General features: G+C 73.2%; 14 protein-coding genes. 6 read left to right on the forward strand and 8 right to left on the reverse strand.

Features of this window, described 5'->3' with window-relative positions:
• A complete protein-coding gene (locus tag ACFFF6_RS12285) occupies positions 1–1,479 on the forward strand; it encodes a UDP-glucose dehydrogenase family protein (RefSeq protein WP_376981107.1) in 1,479 nt (492 codons plus the stop codon).
• 80 nt (positions 1,480–1,559) lie between these two features.
• On the forward strand, positions 1,560–3,062 hold the full coding sequence (locus tag ACFFF6_RS12290) for an aldehyde dehydrogenase family protein (RefSeq protein ID WP_376981109.1): 1,503 nt from the start codon (positions 1,560–1,562) through the stop codon (positions 3,060–3,062).
• Positions 3,063–3,075: 13 nt separating this feature from the next.
• Here ACFFF6_RS12290 and ACFFF6_RS12295 read toward each other — a convergent pair whose 3' ends face one another.
• Positions 3,076–3,291, reverse strand: a complete 216-nt coding sequence (locus tag ACFFF6_RS12295; protein ID WP_376981111.1) for a hypothetical protein — start codon at positions 3,289–3,291, stop codon at positions 3,076–3,078.
• 250 nt (positions 3,292–3,541) lie between these two features.
• On the opposite strand from ACFFF6_RS12295, the gene ACFFF6_RS12300 reads away from it, so the two are divergent.
• From ACFFF6_RS12300 to ACFFF6_RS12315, 4 genes are all read left to right on the forward strand, one after another.
• Positions 3,542–4,423, forward strand: coding sequence for a histidine phosphatase family protein (locus ACFFF6_RS12300; RefSeq protein ID WP_376981113.1), 882 nt, complete (start codon positions 3,542–3,544; stop codon positions 4,421–4,423).
• A 151-nt stretch (positions 4,424–4,574) separates the two neighbouring features.
• Positions 4,575–6,014, forward strand: coding sequence for an MFS transporter (locus tag ACFFF6_RS12305; RefSeq protein ID WP_376981115.1), 1,440 nt, complete (start codon positions 4,575–4,577; stop codon positions 6,012–6,014).
• 20 nt (positions 6,015–6,034) lie between these two features.
• Positions 6,035–6,325 carry a hypothetical protein gene (locus ACFFF6_RS12310; protein WP_376981117.1) on the forward strand — a complete coding sequence of 97 codons (291 nt, stop codon included), beginning with the start codon at positions 6,035–6,037 and terminating at the stop codon, positions 6,323–6,325.
• 146 nt (positions 6,326–6,471) lie between these two features.
• The gene (locus ACFFF6_RS12315; RefSeq protein WP_376981118.1) at positions 6,472–7,134 is read left to right on the forward strand and encodes a carbonic anhydrase; all 663 of its coding nucleotides are present in this window, start codon (positions 6,472–6,474) and stop codon (positions 7,132–7,134) included.
• A gap of 75 nt (positions 7,135–7,209) precedes the next feature.
• On the opposite strand, the gene ACFFF6_RS12320 is transcribed toward ACFFF6_RS12315, so the two are convergent.
• The 7 genes from ACFFF6_RS12320 to ACFFF6_RS12350 all read right to left on the reverse strand — a co-directional run bounded on the left by ACFFF6_RS12320 (position 7,210) and on the right by ACFFF6_RS12350 (position 14,992).
• The gene (locus ACFFF6_RS12320; RefSeq protein WP_376981120.1) at positions 7,210–8,715 is read right to left on the reverse strand and encodes a DHA2 family efflux MFS transporter permease subunit; all 1,506 of its coding nucleotides are present in this window, start codon (positions 8,713–8,715) and stop codon (positions 7,210–7,212) included.
• A 117-nt stretch (positions 8,716–8,832) separates the two neighbouring features.
• A complete protein-coding gene (locus ACFFF6_RS12325; protein ID WP_376981122.1) occupies positions 8,833–10,530 on the reverse strand; it encodes a SulP family inorganic anion transporter in 1,698 nt (565 codons plus the stop codon).
• On the reverse strand, positions 10,527–10,919 hold the full coding sequence (locus ACFFF6_RS12330) for an ArsR/SmtB family transcription factor (protein WP_376981124.1): 393 nt from the start codon (positions 10,917–10,919) through the stop codon (positions 10,527–10,529). The genes ACFFF6_RS12325 and ACFFF6_RS12330 overlap by 4 nt, the downstream gene beginning before the upstream one ends.
• A 92-nt stretch (positions 10,920–11,011) precedes the next feature.
• On the reverse strand, positions 11,012–11,812 hold the full coding sequence (locus ACFFF6_RS12335; RefSeq protein ID WP_376981126.1) for an ABC transporter ATP-binding protein: 801 nt from the start codon (positions 11,810–11,812) through the stop codon (positions 11,012–11,014).
• Positions 11,809–12,819 (reverse strand): FecCD family ABC transporter permease, encoded by a 1,011-nt coding sequence (locus ACFFF6_RS12340; protein WP_376981155.1) that lies wholly within the window; start codon positions 12,817–12,819, stop codon positions 11,809–11,811. The genes ACFFF6_RS12335 and ACFFF6_RS12340 overlap by 4 nt, the downstream gene beginning before the upstream one ends.
• A gap of 71 nt (positions 12,820–12,890) precedes the next feature.
• A complete protein-coding gene (locus tag ACFFF6_RS12345) occupies positions 12,891–13,937 on the reverse strand; it encodes a FecCD family ABC transporter permease (protein ID WP_376981128.1) in 1,047 nt (348 codons plus the stop codon).
• A complete protein-coding gene (locus tag ACFFF6_RS12350; RefSeq protein ID WP_376981130.1) occupies positions 13,934–14,992 on the reverse strand; it encodes an ABC transporter substrate-binding protein in 1,059 nt (352 codons plus the stop codon). The genes ACFFF6_RS12345 and ACFFF6_RS12350 overlap by 4 nt, the downstream gene beginning before the upstream one ends.
• Positions 14,993–15,088 lie beyond the last annotated feature (96 nt).

Below are 15,088 nucleotides of genomic sequence, written 5' to 3' on the forward strand. Positions count from 1 at the left end.
ATGAGGATCAGCGTGATCGGATGCGGATACCTGGGTGCTGTGCATGCCGCCTGTCTGGCGCATGCCGGACATGAGGTGGTCGGGATCGATCGGGACGAGTCCCGGGCGCGGGCCCTCCAGGACGGGGCGCCGCCGTTCTACGAGCCGGGGCTCCAGGAGCTCCTGCGGGAAGGGCTCGACGCGGGACGGCTGTCCTTCACCGACGATCCGCGGGCCGCGCAGGGCGCCGCCGTGCACTTCCTGTGCGTGGGCACCCCGCAGATGCGCGGCGGAGACGCGACCGACCTGGGGGCGCTCCGCGGGGCCGTGGCCTCGCTCCTGCCCAGCCTGCGCCCGGGCCAGGTGGTGGTGGGCAAGTCGACCGTCCCCGTCGGCACCGCCGAGGAGGTCGCCCGCACCCTGCGGGCCGCCTGCCCGGAGGTCGGCTTCATCTGGAACCCCGAGTTCCTGCGCGAGAGCACCGCGGTCGAGGACACCCTGCACCCCGAGCGCATGGTCTACGGGGTCGAGGGGAGCGCGGCGGGCGCGGACGGCTCGGATCCGAGCGGATCGGGGACCGCCGCCGCAGCGATCGCGGCGCTCGACGCCGTGTACGCGCCGCAGCTGCAGGACGGCGTGCCGCGGATGATCACGGATCTCGCCACCGCGCAGCTCGTCAAGGTCGCCGCGAACTCCTTCCTCGCCGTCAAGATCTCCTTCATCAATGCGATGGCCCAGGTCAGCGAGGCTTCGGGGGCGGATGTCGACGATCTCGCCGACGCCCTCGGCATGGACGAGCGGATCGGCCGACGCTTCCTGGACGCCGGGCTCGGCTTCGGCGGCGGCTGCCTGCCCAAGGATCTGCGCGGCTTCCGCGCCCGGGCCCGAGAGCTCGGCGCGGACGGCGTGGTCGACATGCTCACCGCGGCGGAGACCGTCAACGAATCCGCCCGCGAGGACGTCCTCTCCCTCGCGGCGCGGATGCTCGAGGACGGACGGGAGACCACCGGGGCCGGGATCATCGGCGCGCGGATCGCGGTGCTCGGAGCGACGTTCAAGCCGGGCAGCGACGATGTCCGGGAATCCCCGGCGCTCGCGCTCGCCGCCCGTCTCGAGGAGGCCGGGGCGGAGGTGGTGGTCGCGGACCCGCAGGGCGTGCGGCCCGCCCGCGCCGCCCATCCGGGCCTCGCCGTGACCGATGATCTGGACGGCGCGCTCGCCGGGGCGGATGTCCTGGTCCTCGCCACCGCCTGGCCCGAGTACCGGGACCTCGACCCGCAGCACGCGGCGTCCCTCGTCGCGGGGCGGCGGATCGTCGACGCCCGCGGCGCGATGCCGCTCGCGCGCTGGCAGGAGGCCGGCTGGGATGCCCGCAGCCTGGGCCGCCGCATGCCGAGGGCGGACGGCGCCTCGGCGCCCGCCCCCTCCTCCGCCGCGCCTCGGCGCTCCGGTGCCGCTCCCGAGCGCCGCTCCACGCCGACGGCGGTCACCGCGGTCTGAGCGACGGCGCGGCAGACGTCGGGGCTAGCCTGGAGCGGTCAGATCCCCTGCCCACGGCATGCCCGGCGAAGGAGCGACCCGTGCCCGACACCCCGCCGTCCCCCGACGATCCGACCGTCGCCCCGGACCAGGCCACGTCCGCCGTGCCGACCTCGTCCTCGAGCCCGGGCGGTCCCGCGAGGACCGAGGCCCCCGCCGTCGCGCAGGTGGAGATCGCGGCCCAGGTCGCGGCCCTGCGCGCCGGCTTCCGCTCCGGCCGGACGCGGCCCCTCGCAGCGCGACTGGCGGCGCTCGACGCCCTCGCGCGCGGCGTGCGGGAGCATGGCGACGCGCTGCGGGAGGCGCTGCGCGAGGACCTCGGCAAGCATCCCGTCGAGGCGGACGTCACGGAGATCGGACCGGTCCTCGCGGAGATCGCCCACGTCCGTCGGAACCTGCGGCGCTGGCTCGTCCCGCGCCCCGTCCCGCTGGGCGCGCTGCTCGCCCCGGGCAGCGGCCGCCTGCACCGCGACCCGCTGGGGACCGTGCTCGTCATCGCCCCGTGGAACTACCCCGTGAACCTGTCGCTGATGCCGCTGATCGGCGCGATCGCCGGCGGGAACACCGCGATCCTCAAGCCCAGCGAGGTCGCCCCGGCCAGCAGCGCCGCCCTCGCCGCGCTGATCGGCGAGCACCTCGATCCCGCGTGGGTGCAGGTGCGCGAGGGCGGCGTCCCGGAGACCACCGCCCTGCTCGCGGAGCGCTTCGACCTCGTCTTCTACACGGGCGGCGGCCCCGTCGCGAAGATCGTCGCGCATGCCGCGGCCGAGCATCTGACCCCCGTGGTCCTCGAGCTGGGAGGCAAGAGCCCTGTGTTCGTCGACGAGGGCACCGACCTCGCGGCCGCCGCCCGGCGCATCATCTGGGGCAAGCTCACCAACGCCGGCCAGACCTGCGTCGCCCCCGACCATCTGATGGCGACCCGCGCCACCCTCGATGCCCTCGTGCCGCATCTGCGCGATGCGATCCGCGCCCAGCACGGCGCCGATCCCCGCCACAGCCCCGCCTACGGGCGCATCGTGAACCAGCGCCACACCGAGCGCCTGGCCGCGCTCATCGACCCGGCCCACGTCGTCATCGGCGGGCAGGTCGACATTCCCGCCCGCTATGTCGCCCCGACCGTCCTGGACGGTGTCCGACCCGCCGACCCGTGCATGGGCGAGGAGATCTTCGGACCGATCCTCCCGCTGCTGGAGGTCTCCTCGGCCGATGAGGCGATCGCCCGGATCGAGGCGGGGGATGCGCCGCTGACCGCCTACGTCTTCTCGCCCGATGCGCAGGTCCAGGATCGCTTCGTGCGCGGGACCCGCTCCGGGTCTCTCGCGCTGGACGTCACCCTCGCCCACCTGGGCGCCCGCGAGATGCCGTTCGGCGGAGTCGGCGCCTCCGGCAGCGGCGCGTATCACGGGAGGGCGTCGCTGGAGGCGTTCACGCACGCCAAGCCGGTGGTCCGCAAGCCGCTGAGCCCGGACACGCTGCGGCTGATCCAGCCCCCGTACAGCGGCGCCCGCGCCCGCTTGGCGCAGCGCCTCCTGCGCGGCTGAGACGTCTCGGGGCTCATCCTGTCGCGGGCGCATCGGACGGGCTCGCGCCGACCGAGCTCTGACCGGACCGGACAGGGCCGACCGCGAACAGCCAGGGCGTCACCTCCTGGAGCACCGTCGCGATCTCCGTCTGCAGGCTCCCTGCCTGCGGGACGGCTCGAGCGCTGCCGTCGCGACGGTCGATCAGCGCCCCGCCCAGGGCGACGTAGAGGCTGCGCAGAGTGCGCATCGAGGTGCGCGCGGCGGGCAGGACCCGTCCCCGGCGCGACCGATTCCCGCAGGGAGCGCATCCGGCATCATCCGCTCCGGGGCGAGGACAGCGGTCGTGCGGCGGCTCCTGCGCCGTCGAGCAGGCATCGGGGGCACCGGCCATTCCGGTGTCCACATGGTCGGCATTGGGTTTCCAAGCGGTCCGATTGTGGCTACGATGCGGCGAGCGGCGGCCGCCCGGCCCCGCCCCCTCCGATGAAGGAGTCCCCATGGACAAGGATGTTCTGCGCACGTCTCCGGTCAGCCGTCGTACGAGCCTGGCCGCGGCCGGCGGTCTGGGCCTCGCGGCGGTCGGCGCCTTCGCCGCCCCCGCCGGTGCCGACCCCGGCAAGGGAAAGGGCAAGGGGCAGGGCAACGGCAACGGTCACGGCAAGGGACACGGGAAGGGGCACGGGCGCCGTGGTGCCGTCACCCTGCTCGTGACCCGCCACGGCCGCACCATGCTCAACACCCTGGACCGCGTCCAGGGCTACGCCGACTCCCCGCTGACCGAGCCCGGCGTCGCGATCGCCCGCCAGCTGGGCACCGGCCTCGGCCGCGAGGACGTCGAGATCGATGCCGTCCACTGCGCCGACATGGTCCGGCACTTCCAGACGGCGTCCTCGGTGATCGAGACCCACGGCTCCGACCTGACCCCGACCCGCGATGCCCGCCTGCGGGAGATCAACTTCGGCAGCTACGAAGGCGAGAAGAACGGCGTCTACTGGACGAAGATCGCGAACTCCCTCGGCTACGGCAGCCAGGAGGAGCTCATGAGCTCGCCGGACTTCGACATGCCCACGGCCCTCGACGCCGGCGCCGCGCTCAGCGACGGCACGGAGGTCCCCGCGGAGACCTCCGCGGAATGCGCCGACCGCGCCCTCAAGGCCCTGCACGACATCGCCGAGGCCCAGGCCTCGGACGGCGGCGGCACCGTCCTCGTCGTCACCAGCGGGCTCACCATCTACCTGGCGCTGGATGCCCTCGGCGCGGACCTCAGCTCCGTCACCTCCGGCTTCCACAACGCCTCCGTCTCCACCCTCACCTATGAGGACGGGGAATGGAGCATCGGCACCGTCAACGACATGTCCTACGTCGAGGCCGGGGCATAGGAGCCCTCCCTCGCCGCTGCGGCGGTGCGCCCGCCCCGTGCGGGCGCACCGCCGCCCCGATGCGGACCCAGCGTCGGGCGCCGCCGTCTCAGCCCGTGGGAGGGCGGGTATCACCTGTCGCCCCGTTCCCTTCGGGCATAGGCTGGTGCGAGTGACGAACGATCCCGCGGCCACGGCCGACTTCCCCGAGAGACCCGTCCACCGCCGCCGCCTCCTCGCGGTCCTCCTCGTCCCCCTGTTCATGGCCCTGATCGCCGTCAGCGTCATCAACGTGGCCCTCACCGCGATCGGCCACTCCCTGGGCGCGACCAGCGAGGGCCTCCAATGGGTCATCTCCGGGTACGCCCTGTCCTTCGGGATCATGCTCGTGCCCGCCGGGCGCCTCGGAGACGCGACCGGGCGGCGCCGCATCCTCGTCATCGGCGTCGCCGTGTTCACCCTCGGCTCGCTGCTGTCCGGCCTCGCCCCGGACACCCGCGTCCTCAACGCCGCCCGGATCCTGCAGGGCCTCGGCTCCGGGCTGCTGAACCCGCAGACCGTCGCCCTCATCCAGCAGCACTTCCGCGGCCAGGCGCGGGCCAAGGCCTTCGCCCTGCTCGGCACGACCGTCGCGGTCGCCACGGCCATCGGCCCCGTGATCGGCGGACTGCTCATCCAGGTCCTCGGCGAGGACGTCGGCTGGCGCTGGATGTTCTTCATGAACGTGCCCATCGGCATCGTCGCGATCATCGCCGCTCTGCTGTGGATTCCCGACGACAAGGCCCGCGGACGCCGCCCCGACCTCGACCCCGTCGGCACCGTGCTGCTGACGCTCGCGATCCTCGCGCTCATGCTGCCCTTCCTCGAGCGCGGCGTGAACCCGCTGATCTGGCTGTGCATCCCCGCGGGCCTGCTGCTCCTGGCGCTGTGGTGGGGCTGGGAGCACCGCTACAAGCGCAGCGGCCGCCCGCCCATGGTCGATCCGGAGATCTTCTCCAGCGCCGCCTTCCGCAACGGCATCATCATCGTGTCCGTCTACTTCCTGGGCGCCACCAGCATCTGGATCATCATCCCCCTGTTCCTGCAGATGCACCTCGAGCGCACCGCCTTCGAGGCCTCCCTGCTGGGCCTGCCCTCCTCGATCGCGGCCGCCTTCTCCTCCCAGATCGCCGGACGCTACGTCCTCACCCTGGGCCGGCGCATGGTCATCTACGGCTTCCTCGTCGCCTTCACGGGGCTGCTGGTCGTCGCGCTCATGGCCGGCTTCGTGGAGTCCGGCGTCATCCCGTTCTGGGTCCTCGCCGCACCGCTCACGCTCATGGGCGTCAGCCAGGGCATGACCATCTCCCCGAACCAGACCCTCACCCTGAACGCTGTGGACCCCCGCTACGGCGGCGTCGCCGGAGGCGTCCTCCAGCTGGGGCAGCGCCTGGGCGCCGCGATCGGCACCGCCCTCATCCCCGGCATCATCTTCGCGCTCACCGAGTCCGGCACCAGCTGGCTCGAGGCCTTCATCATGGCGCTCGTGCTCATCATGGCCCTGACCCTCGCCGCGCTCCTGGTCAGCGTCCGGGACCGCGCCCGCGAGAAGGCGAGCCCCGGCGCGCGCTGAGGCCGCCGTACGATGTGCCGATGGAGAAGCCGGCGGAGAAGATGACGCGGATCACCGCGGACCGCACGCATCTGTTCCCCGGCGCCCGGCTCGAGACCACGGCCGCCCCGGGCTCCGAGCCTCTCGAGACCGTCATCCTGTTCTCCGACGGCGCCCGCGCCGAGGGGACCCTGCTCGCCACCCCTGCAGGCGCATCGCTGCACGTCGAGCCGTACCGCACCGGTGCGGGGACGCGGATCCCCGCGAAGACCTGGACCCTCGTCCTCGCGGGCGAGGGCATGCTGCGCGTGAGCGGGCCCTCGCGCCGGTGATCCTCGGCCCCGCAGGTCGCGGGAACGGACGGAGCATGCGCGCCGCCGCGGGAGAGGAGTACCGTCGAGCGCGGCGACGGCGCGGCGGCGGGTCCCCGCTGTCACGACGGAGCCTCGGAACATCCGTCGACGAGAGGACCACGCACATGCACGAGCCCCGGGTCACGCCCCAGGAAGCATGGGAGTCGCTGCAGGCCGGCAATGACCGATTCATGCAGGGAACGCTCCTGCACCCGCAGCAGAGCGCCGCCCGACGCCACGAGCTCTCCTCGAGCCAGGCCCCCGATGCGGCGTTCATCGGCTGCTCCGACTCCCGCGTCGCCGCGGAGATCCTCTTCGACTGCGGCCTGGGCGACCTGTTCGTCTTCCGCAACATCGGCCAGATCGCCAACTCCAACACGGTCGCGACCATGGAGTTCGCCGTGGCGGAGCTGGGGGTGGCGATCATCGTCGTGCTCGCCCACGGCTCCTGCGGCGCCGTCGCCGCCGCCATCGACCAGACCACCGAGGCCCCCGGTGAGGTCACCCCGGCGATCAAGCGCGAGCTGGGCCTCATCCAGCCGGCCGTCCAGGCGGAGTGGCACATCGAGCACCGGGACACCCCCTACGTGGATCCCGCGCAGATCGACGCGGATGCCGTGGGCCGCCATCATCTGCGCTCCACGATCCGCGAGCTCACCCGCACCTCGCGTGTGATCAGCGACGCCGTCGCGAGCGGCCGGCTCGGCATCGTGGGCTGCCAGTACCAGCTCGAGGACGGCAGGGTCATGCCCGTCGCGGCGGTGGGCCGGGTCGACATCGGCGTCTGAGCCGCCGCGGCGCACCCGCAGGACAGCGCCCGGCCGCCTCGCGGCTCCCGCCGCGGGAGGCCGGGCGGGGACGCGTCAGGCGCGGGGACCGGCGAGCTCGACGTCCTCGGCCGCAGGCGCGGGATCGGCCTCCTCCGGGGCCCGGCGCACGAAGAGCGCGATGGCCACGGTGACCAGGGCGAGCGCCACGCAGATCGTGAAGGCGAAGGACGTCCCGCGCGAGATCCCCTCCGCCGCGGTGCCGCCGCCGTCGATCGTCCGCAGCGAGATGCGGGACATGATCGAGACCATGAGCGCCGCCCCGGCGGCACCCGCGACCTGCTGGACAGTGCCGACGATCGCGGAGCCGTGCGCGTACAGGGGGCGCGGCAGGGAGCCGAGCGCCGTCGTGAACAGCGGCGTGAAGATGAACGCGAGCCCCAGGGACATGACGACGTGCCCCGCGACGATCATCCACGGCTGCTCGGGAACCCGCGACAGGACCGCGATGCCCGCGGTCACGGCGAGCAGACCCGGCACGATGAGCGGCCGGGGACCCACGCGGTCGAACAGGCGGCCCACGAGCGGGGCCGCCAGGCCCTGGAGCAGGCCGCCGGGTAGCATCATCAGGCCCACGGTCAGGGTGGGCAGGTCCAGCACGCGCTGCAGGAAGATCGGCAGGATGACGATGGTCCCGAACATCGAGCCCATCATCACCACCATGAGCACCACGGCCACCGTGAAGTTGCGCGAGGCGAAGGTCCGCAGGTCCAGCAGCGCCCGCTCCACCTTCTGCAGGCGCAGCTGGCGCAGCACGAAGATCGTCAGCGACACCACCCCGATCACGAGGCAGACGATCGCCGCGAGCGGTACGCCGGAGCCCGCCGATGCCGAGGCGGCGTGCCCGCCGCTGATGCCGGTCAGCCCGTAGACGAGGGTGCCGAAGCCGATGCCGGACAGGACCACCGAGATGATGTCCGCGGGGATCGCGTGCGACTCCTGGACGTTCTCGATGCGGCGCAGGCCCAGGAGCAGGGCCGCGATCGCGATCGGGAGGACGGCGACGAACAGGAAGCGCCACGGGGCGAAGGACAGGATGAGCCCGGAGATCGTCGGGCCGATCGCGGGCGCGACCGCGATGACGATCGAGATGTTGCCCATCGTGCGGCCGCGCCGCGCCGGGGGCACCAGGTTCATCGTGGTCGTCATCAGCAGCGGCATCATGACCGCGGTGCCGGAGGCCTGCACGATGCGGCCCAGCAGCAGCGGCAGGAACGTCGGCGAGACCGCGCAGATCAGGGTGCCGACCGTGAAGGTCGTCATCGCGAGCGCGAACACCTGACGCGTCGAGAACCGGCCCATGAGGAAGCCCGTGATGGGGATGACCACGGCCATCGTGAGCATGAACCCGGTGGTCAGCCACTGGGCGGTGGTCTCGGTGATGCGGAGGTCGTCCATGATGGGCGGCAGCGCGACGGACAGCACCGTCTCGTTGAGGATCACGACGAAGGCGCTGACCAGCAGCAGCGTGATGACGCTGCGATCTCGGGGGGACAGGGACGCGGGGGAGCTCGGGGCGGCCGATGCCGGGGTGGTCTGCACCCTGGAAGTGTAGGGAGCACCGCGCCCGACCTGCCAGGGGATAACCGGCCCGCTGCTGGTGGGATGGTTCACCCGCGCGCCGGGGAATAGTTCCGCCTCGTCGCGGCAGAGCGCGGCTCAGGGACCGTGCTCCCGAGCCCGACGGACGTGCGAACGGGCGTGGAGCAGGGCGTCCTCGAAGCCCTCGAACAGATGCCGCCGGTCCCGCAGCGCGCCGAGCACGCCGACCTGGTCGAACAGCTCGCGGTGCGCGGCGCGGACCCCCTTGATCAGGACCGTCACGCCGCGCCGTTCGAGGCCGCGGACGATCTCGGAGAGGATCTGCGCGCCGGTCGCGTCGACCTGCTCCAGCCGTGACATCCGCAGGATCACGACCGTCACGGGGCCCACGCCCATCACCGTCTCGAAGACCCTCTCCGCGGAGGCGAAGAACAGGGGGCCGTCGAACCGGACCGCGAGGATCTCGTCGTCGCCGGGGACGGCGGGCTCCGCGGTGATCGGCTCGAGGGTGACGCCGGTGGAGCGGGACAGGCTGCGCAGCGCCGCGGTCGCGGCGAGCACGACGCCGATCACGACCGCGACGACCAGGTCGAAGGAGACGGTGATCAGCGCGGTGACGGCGAAGATGAGCGCATCGGCCCGGGTGGAGCGGACGATCGCGCGGACCGTCGCGATCTGCACCATGCGGCAGGCGGTCACGAACAGGACGCCCGCGAGCGCGGCCAGCGGGATCCGCCCCACGGGGCCGGTCGCGGCGAGGACCACGCCCAGCAGCACGAGGGCGTGCACGATCGAGGCGAGGCGGGTGCGGGCCCCGGCGCGCACGTTCACGGAGGTGCGGGCGATCGCGCCGGTCGCGGGCATGCCGCCGAACAGGGCGGCGCCGATCGAGGCGACGCCCTGGCCCACGAGCTCGCGGTCCGGGGCAGGGGAGCCCGTGTCGGAGATGCCGGCCGCCACACGGGCGGACAGCAGCGACTCGATCGCCGCGAGGGCGGCGACGGTCGCCGCGGCGGGGACCAGCACGCCGAGCATCGCCGGATCCAGGAGAGGCAGGGCCGGCGCGGGCAGGGTCGCGGGGATCGCGCCGATCGGCGCGAGCGGGGCGCCCGCGACCACGGAGGCGATCGTGACCAGGACGATCCCGATCAGCGAGCCCGGCAGCGAGGGGTGGAGGCGGGAGCACGCGATCATGCTCGCCGCGACGACGGCGACGGCGCCGAGCGACCACAGGAGGTAGGAGGGGTCGGCGTGCAGGAGCGACTGGGCGGCGGCGACGGCCGCGTTGGTGCTCAGCTCTCCAGGGGCGGCATGTCGAGCGGAGGCGACCATCGGCACCTGCTGCAGGAAGATCGTGCACGCGATCCCGAGGGTGAACCCCTCGATGACGGGCCAGGGGATCAGTGCGACGGTGCGGCCCAGCCGCAGCACGCCGGCGAGGAGGACCAGGGCCCCGGCCAGGATCGTCACGGCGCCGACGGCACCGGCGCCGTAGGTCGCGACGATCGGGGTGAGGACGACGACCATCGCGCCGGTGGGCCCGGAGACCTGGACGTGCGAGCCGCCGAAGACGGCGGCGAGCACGCCGGCCACGATCGCGGTGATCAGCCCCTGCTCGGCGGTCATGCCGGAGCTGACGCCGAAGGCGAGCGCCAGGGGGAGGGCGACGATGCCGACCGTCGCCCCCGCCATGAGGTCGGCCCGCCAGCTGCGCGGGAGCTCGCGGTAGTCGGAGGCGCGGGGCAGCAGCCCGCGGGCGTGGCCGAGGATCGCGTCGAACCGGCCCGGGCCGGTCCGGCGGGTCGCGGTGATCATCCGTCCTCGCCCGGGGAGAGAGGGCGCGGGCTGGCGGGAAGGTCGGGGAGCCGGCGGGCCTGGGCGAGCTGGTCGTGGTCGCTGCTGAGCATGCCCAGCAGGAGGGCGCGGGCGACGGCGAGGAGCTCGGCGGTGCGCCGGTCGGCCAGGCGGTAGTGGACGTGGCTGCCGCGGCGCTCGGATCGTACGAGGCGGTGGCGGCGCAGCACGGACAGGTGCTGGGACAGGTGGGAGGCCTCGAGCCCGGTCTCCTGCTGCAGGGCGGAGACGGTGACCTCCTCCGCGGCGGAGAGCAGCTCGAGGATCCTGATCCGGTAGGGGTGGGCGAGTCCCTTGAACAGGTTGGCCTTGACCTCGTACAGAGGGCGCTGGGCATCAGATAGCGGCATGATGGAATCATCATATCGGAACCGCGGGGATCGCCGGGCGGAGCGGACGCCGGCGACCCGGCCGGAGGACGCGGCTCGAGGGATCCTCGATCTCAGGCCACGTGATGCCGTCCCCGCGGGAGCACGAGCGGCTTCCCGGTCAGCGGATCCGGGATGACCCGGCAGTCGAGGCCGAAGACCTCCTGCACGGTGGCGGCCGTGATGACCTCCCCGGGCTCGCCCTGGGCGAGGACGTCCCCGCCGCACACCGCGATCAGCTCGTCGGCGTACCGCGCGGCGAGGTTCAGATCGTGCAGCACCATCACGATGGTGGTGCCGCGCTCGTGGTTCAGATCCGTCAGCAGATCCAGCACCTCGACCTGATGGGCAACGTCCAGGTACGTGGTCGGCTCGTCCAGCAGCAGGATGTCGGTCTCCTGGGCGAGGGCCATCGCGATCCACACGCGCTGGCGCTGACCCCCGGAGAGCTCATCGACGCTGCGGTCGGCGAGCTCGGAGATGCCGGTCGCGGCGAGAGCATCGGCGACCGCCCGGTAGTCGGCGGCGGACCATCGGCCCAGCATCCGCTGATGCGGGTGACGGCCGCGGCCCACCAGGTCCGCGACGGCGATGCCCTCCGGGGCGACAGGGCTCTGCGGCAGCAGGCCCAGGATGCGGGCGACCTCCTTGCGGGGCCGCTCCTGCAGCGCCTTCCCGTCCAGGACCACCTGCCCTCCGGCGGCGGGGATGAGCCGCGCCATGGCCTTCAGCAGGGTCGACTTCCCGCAGCCGTTCGCGCCGACGATCGCGGTGATCCTGCCGGGTGCGATCTGCAGGTCGAGGTGCTCGACGACGCTCCGCTCGCCGTAGGCGAGGGTCAGCTCGCGGGTGCGCAGCGAGTGGGTCGTGCTCACAGGGAGCCTCCTGAACGGTTGGTCCTGATCAGCAGGAGGATGAGGTACGGGGCGCCGAGCACGCCGGTGACGACGCCGACGGGCAGACGGCCCAGAGGGCTGTACTGGCCCACGAGGTCCGCGCCCACCACGAGCAGCGCCCCCACGAGACCGGCGGGCAGCAGCAGGGAGCCGCCGGGGCCCACGAGACGCGCCGCGATCGGCCCGGACATGAGGGCGACGAAGGCGATCGGTCCCGAGGCCGCGGTCGCGAAGGCGATCAGCAGCACGGCCGCGAGGATCGCGAGCAGCCGCGTGGCCTGCACCCGCACCCCCAGGGACGCCGCGGACTCGTCGCCCAGGCGCAGCACGTCCAGCGGCCCGCCCAGGATCAGCAGCAGCGGGACCAGCACCGCGCACACGACCGCGACCGGTTGGACCCGGTCCCAGGACGCGTTGTTGAGGCTCCCCGTCAGCCACACCATCGCCGCCTGCAGGTCCCAGGAGTCCGCGCGGGACAGCGCGTAGGTGACGACGCTGTCGAGCATCGCCCCCACGCCGATGCCGATGAGGATCAGCCGCGTCCCCGCGAATCCGCCCTGGTGCGACAGCAGCCAGATGCAGATCGCGGTCGCGAGCGCCCCGGCGAGCGCCATCAGCGAGACCGGCAGGCCGTCCATCCCCAGCACGATGATCGCGAGGGAGGCGGCGGCGCTCGCCCCGCTGGACACGCCGATCACATCGGGGGAGGCGAGGGCATTGCGCAGCATCGTCTGGAAGGTGACGCCCGCGATCCCGAAGCCGAGGCCCACCAGAAGCCCGAGCACCGTGCGTGGCAGGCGCAGCTCGCCGACGGTGAAGGAGGCGCCGGGGACGATCCGCCCGCGGATCACGTCCCACACCTCGGCGGGCGCGTAGAAGGTCTCGCCCACCATGAGCGCGGCCGCGGCGAGGACGAGCAGGGCGAGGGCGAGGGCGGCGGTCACCAGCAGCCGGCGGCGTCCGCGTCGACGACGGCCGGCACGGATCCGGGCCGGGTCGCCGAGCGGCCGCTCCGGGGCAGCGGGCCCGCTCGTGCGGGAGGAGCTGGGGGCGAGGATCACAGCTCACGCACCTTCTGGCGGCGGACGATGGCGATGAACAGGGGTGCGCCGAGGACCGCGGTGACGATCCCGACCTCCAGCTCCTGCCCGGGGACGAGGAGCCGGCCCGCGACATCGGCCGCGATGAGCAGACAGGCGCCCGCGAGAGCGGACAGCGGCAGCAGCCAGCGGTGGTCGGCGCCGATCAGCAGGCGGCACATGTGCGGGACGACGAGGCCGACGAAGCCGATCGGCCCGGTCGCGGCGACGGCCGCACCGCACAGGATCACCCCGCCGGCCGCGGCGATCATGCGGGTCCGCGCCACGTTCTCGCCCAGCGCGGAGGCGAGCTCGTCGCCGAGCGCGAGCGAGTTCATGCCCCGCGAGGTCGCCAGGCAGATGACGGCGCCGACCGCGACGAAGGGGACGAACAGCCAGATCTTCGTGGCGGTCGCACCGCCGACCCCGCCGATCTGCCAGAAGCGGAACGTCGTCATCACATCGATCCGCGGCAGCAGCACGGCGCTGACCAGCGAGCTCGTCGCGGCAGTGGTCGCGGCTCCCGCGAGGGCGAGCTTGAGCGGGGTCGCACCGCCGCGGCCCAGCGATCCGACCGTGTACACGAACACGGCCGCGAGCGCGGCGCCGAGGATCGCGAGACCGCTCTGCGGCAGCGGAGCGCCGATGCCCAGGAAGACGAGGCCGATCACGACGGCGAGGGAGGCGCCGCCGGAGATGCCGAGGATCCCCGGGTCCGCGAGCGGGTTCCGGGTCACCGCCTGCATGGCCGTGCCGGAGAGCCCCAGCGCCGCCCCGGCGAGGGCCGCGAGCACGGTGCGGGGCACACGCGTGACGACGGCGGCCTGGGAGATGGTCCCGTCCATCCCGCGCAGCCCCGCGAGGATGTCGTGCGCGGACACGTCGCGCACCCCGAGCGAGACCGACGCCGCCATGAGCACCGCGAGGAGCACGACCATGGCTCCCAGCCACAGCAGCCGCGTCGCCGCGTGCCGCCGGAGGCCGGCGGCGGGCGACGCGGGCGCCGGAGCCAGGGAGGTCGTCACCGCACCGCGCCCGCGAGCGCGTCGAAGTAGTCGCCGATGCCCCACGGGATCGACAGCGGGGTCGGATTCGCGGAGGCCGCGAGCGGGCCCGTGGGCAGGATCGCGACCGCGGCCGCGGCGATCGCCGGGATCTTCGAGAGCAGCGGATCGGCCTGGAGGGTCTGCAGCATCGCCGGGTCGTCGCCGTAGGTCACGAGCACGTCGACGTCCTCGAAGCGCTGCGCCTCCTCGGAGCTGACGGTCACGTAGAACTCGGTCGTCCCGGCCGACTCCTCCTCCACGATGCTCGGCAGGGGCAGGCCGACGCCCTGCAGGAAGCCGGCGCGGGGATCGTGGGTCGTGTAGAAGCCGACCTGGCTCAGGTCCGCGGCGTCGAGGTAGGCGAAGAGGATCTTCTTCCCGTCCAGGGCCGCATGCGCCTCGAGGGCGGCCTGCACCTGGGCGCGGAGGTCCTCGATGAGCGCGAGGCCGGAGCCGGCCAGGCCGATCGCCGCGCTGTTGAGCGTGATCATGTCCTCGAGCGAGGTGCCCCAGGCGACCTCGGGGTAGGCGATCACGGGCGCGATCTTCGTGAGCGTGTCGTAGTCCTCCTGGGTGAGGCCCGAGTACGAGGCGAGGATGACGTCCGGGGCGGCGTCCGCGACCTGCTCGAAGGGAACGCTCGTGGAGTCGTCCAGCAGGATCGGCGCCTGCGCCCCGAGCTCGGCGAGCTTCTGCTCGGTCCAGGGGAGGATCCCGTTGTCGTCGTCATCGCCCCAGGTGGTGAGGCTGATGGCGACGGGGGTGACGCCCAGGGCGAGGGGGACCTCGTGGTTCGCCCAGGCGAGGGAGACGATGCGCTCCGGCTTCGTCGGCACGGTGGTCTCGCCGAAGGCATGGGGGACGGTCACGGGGAAGACGTCATCCTGCGTGGGCAGCGCGGTCGTGCCGCCGCCGTCCGAGGCGTCGCCGGCGGAGCCGCCCGCGGGGGCGTCGTCGGTCGAGGAGGAGCAGGCGGCGAGCGCCGCGGTCAGCGCGAGGGCCGAGAGGCCGAGGGAGCGGCGGGCAATACGCAAGGAAGTCTCCTCATAATTACGAAAGGTAAGGCTTGCCTTATGGTAGCGCCGGCTCGGGATCCTGCGAACCCCGGCGGCCACGTGTGACGCAGCCGT

It is taken from the genome of Brachybacterium hainanense (assembly GCF_042434575.1).
Taxonomy (GTDB): Bacteria; Actinomycetota; Actinomycetes; order Actinomycetales; family Dermabacteraceae; genus Brachybacterium; species Brachybacterium hainanense.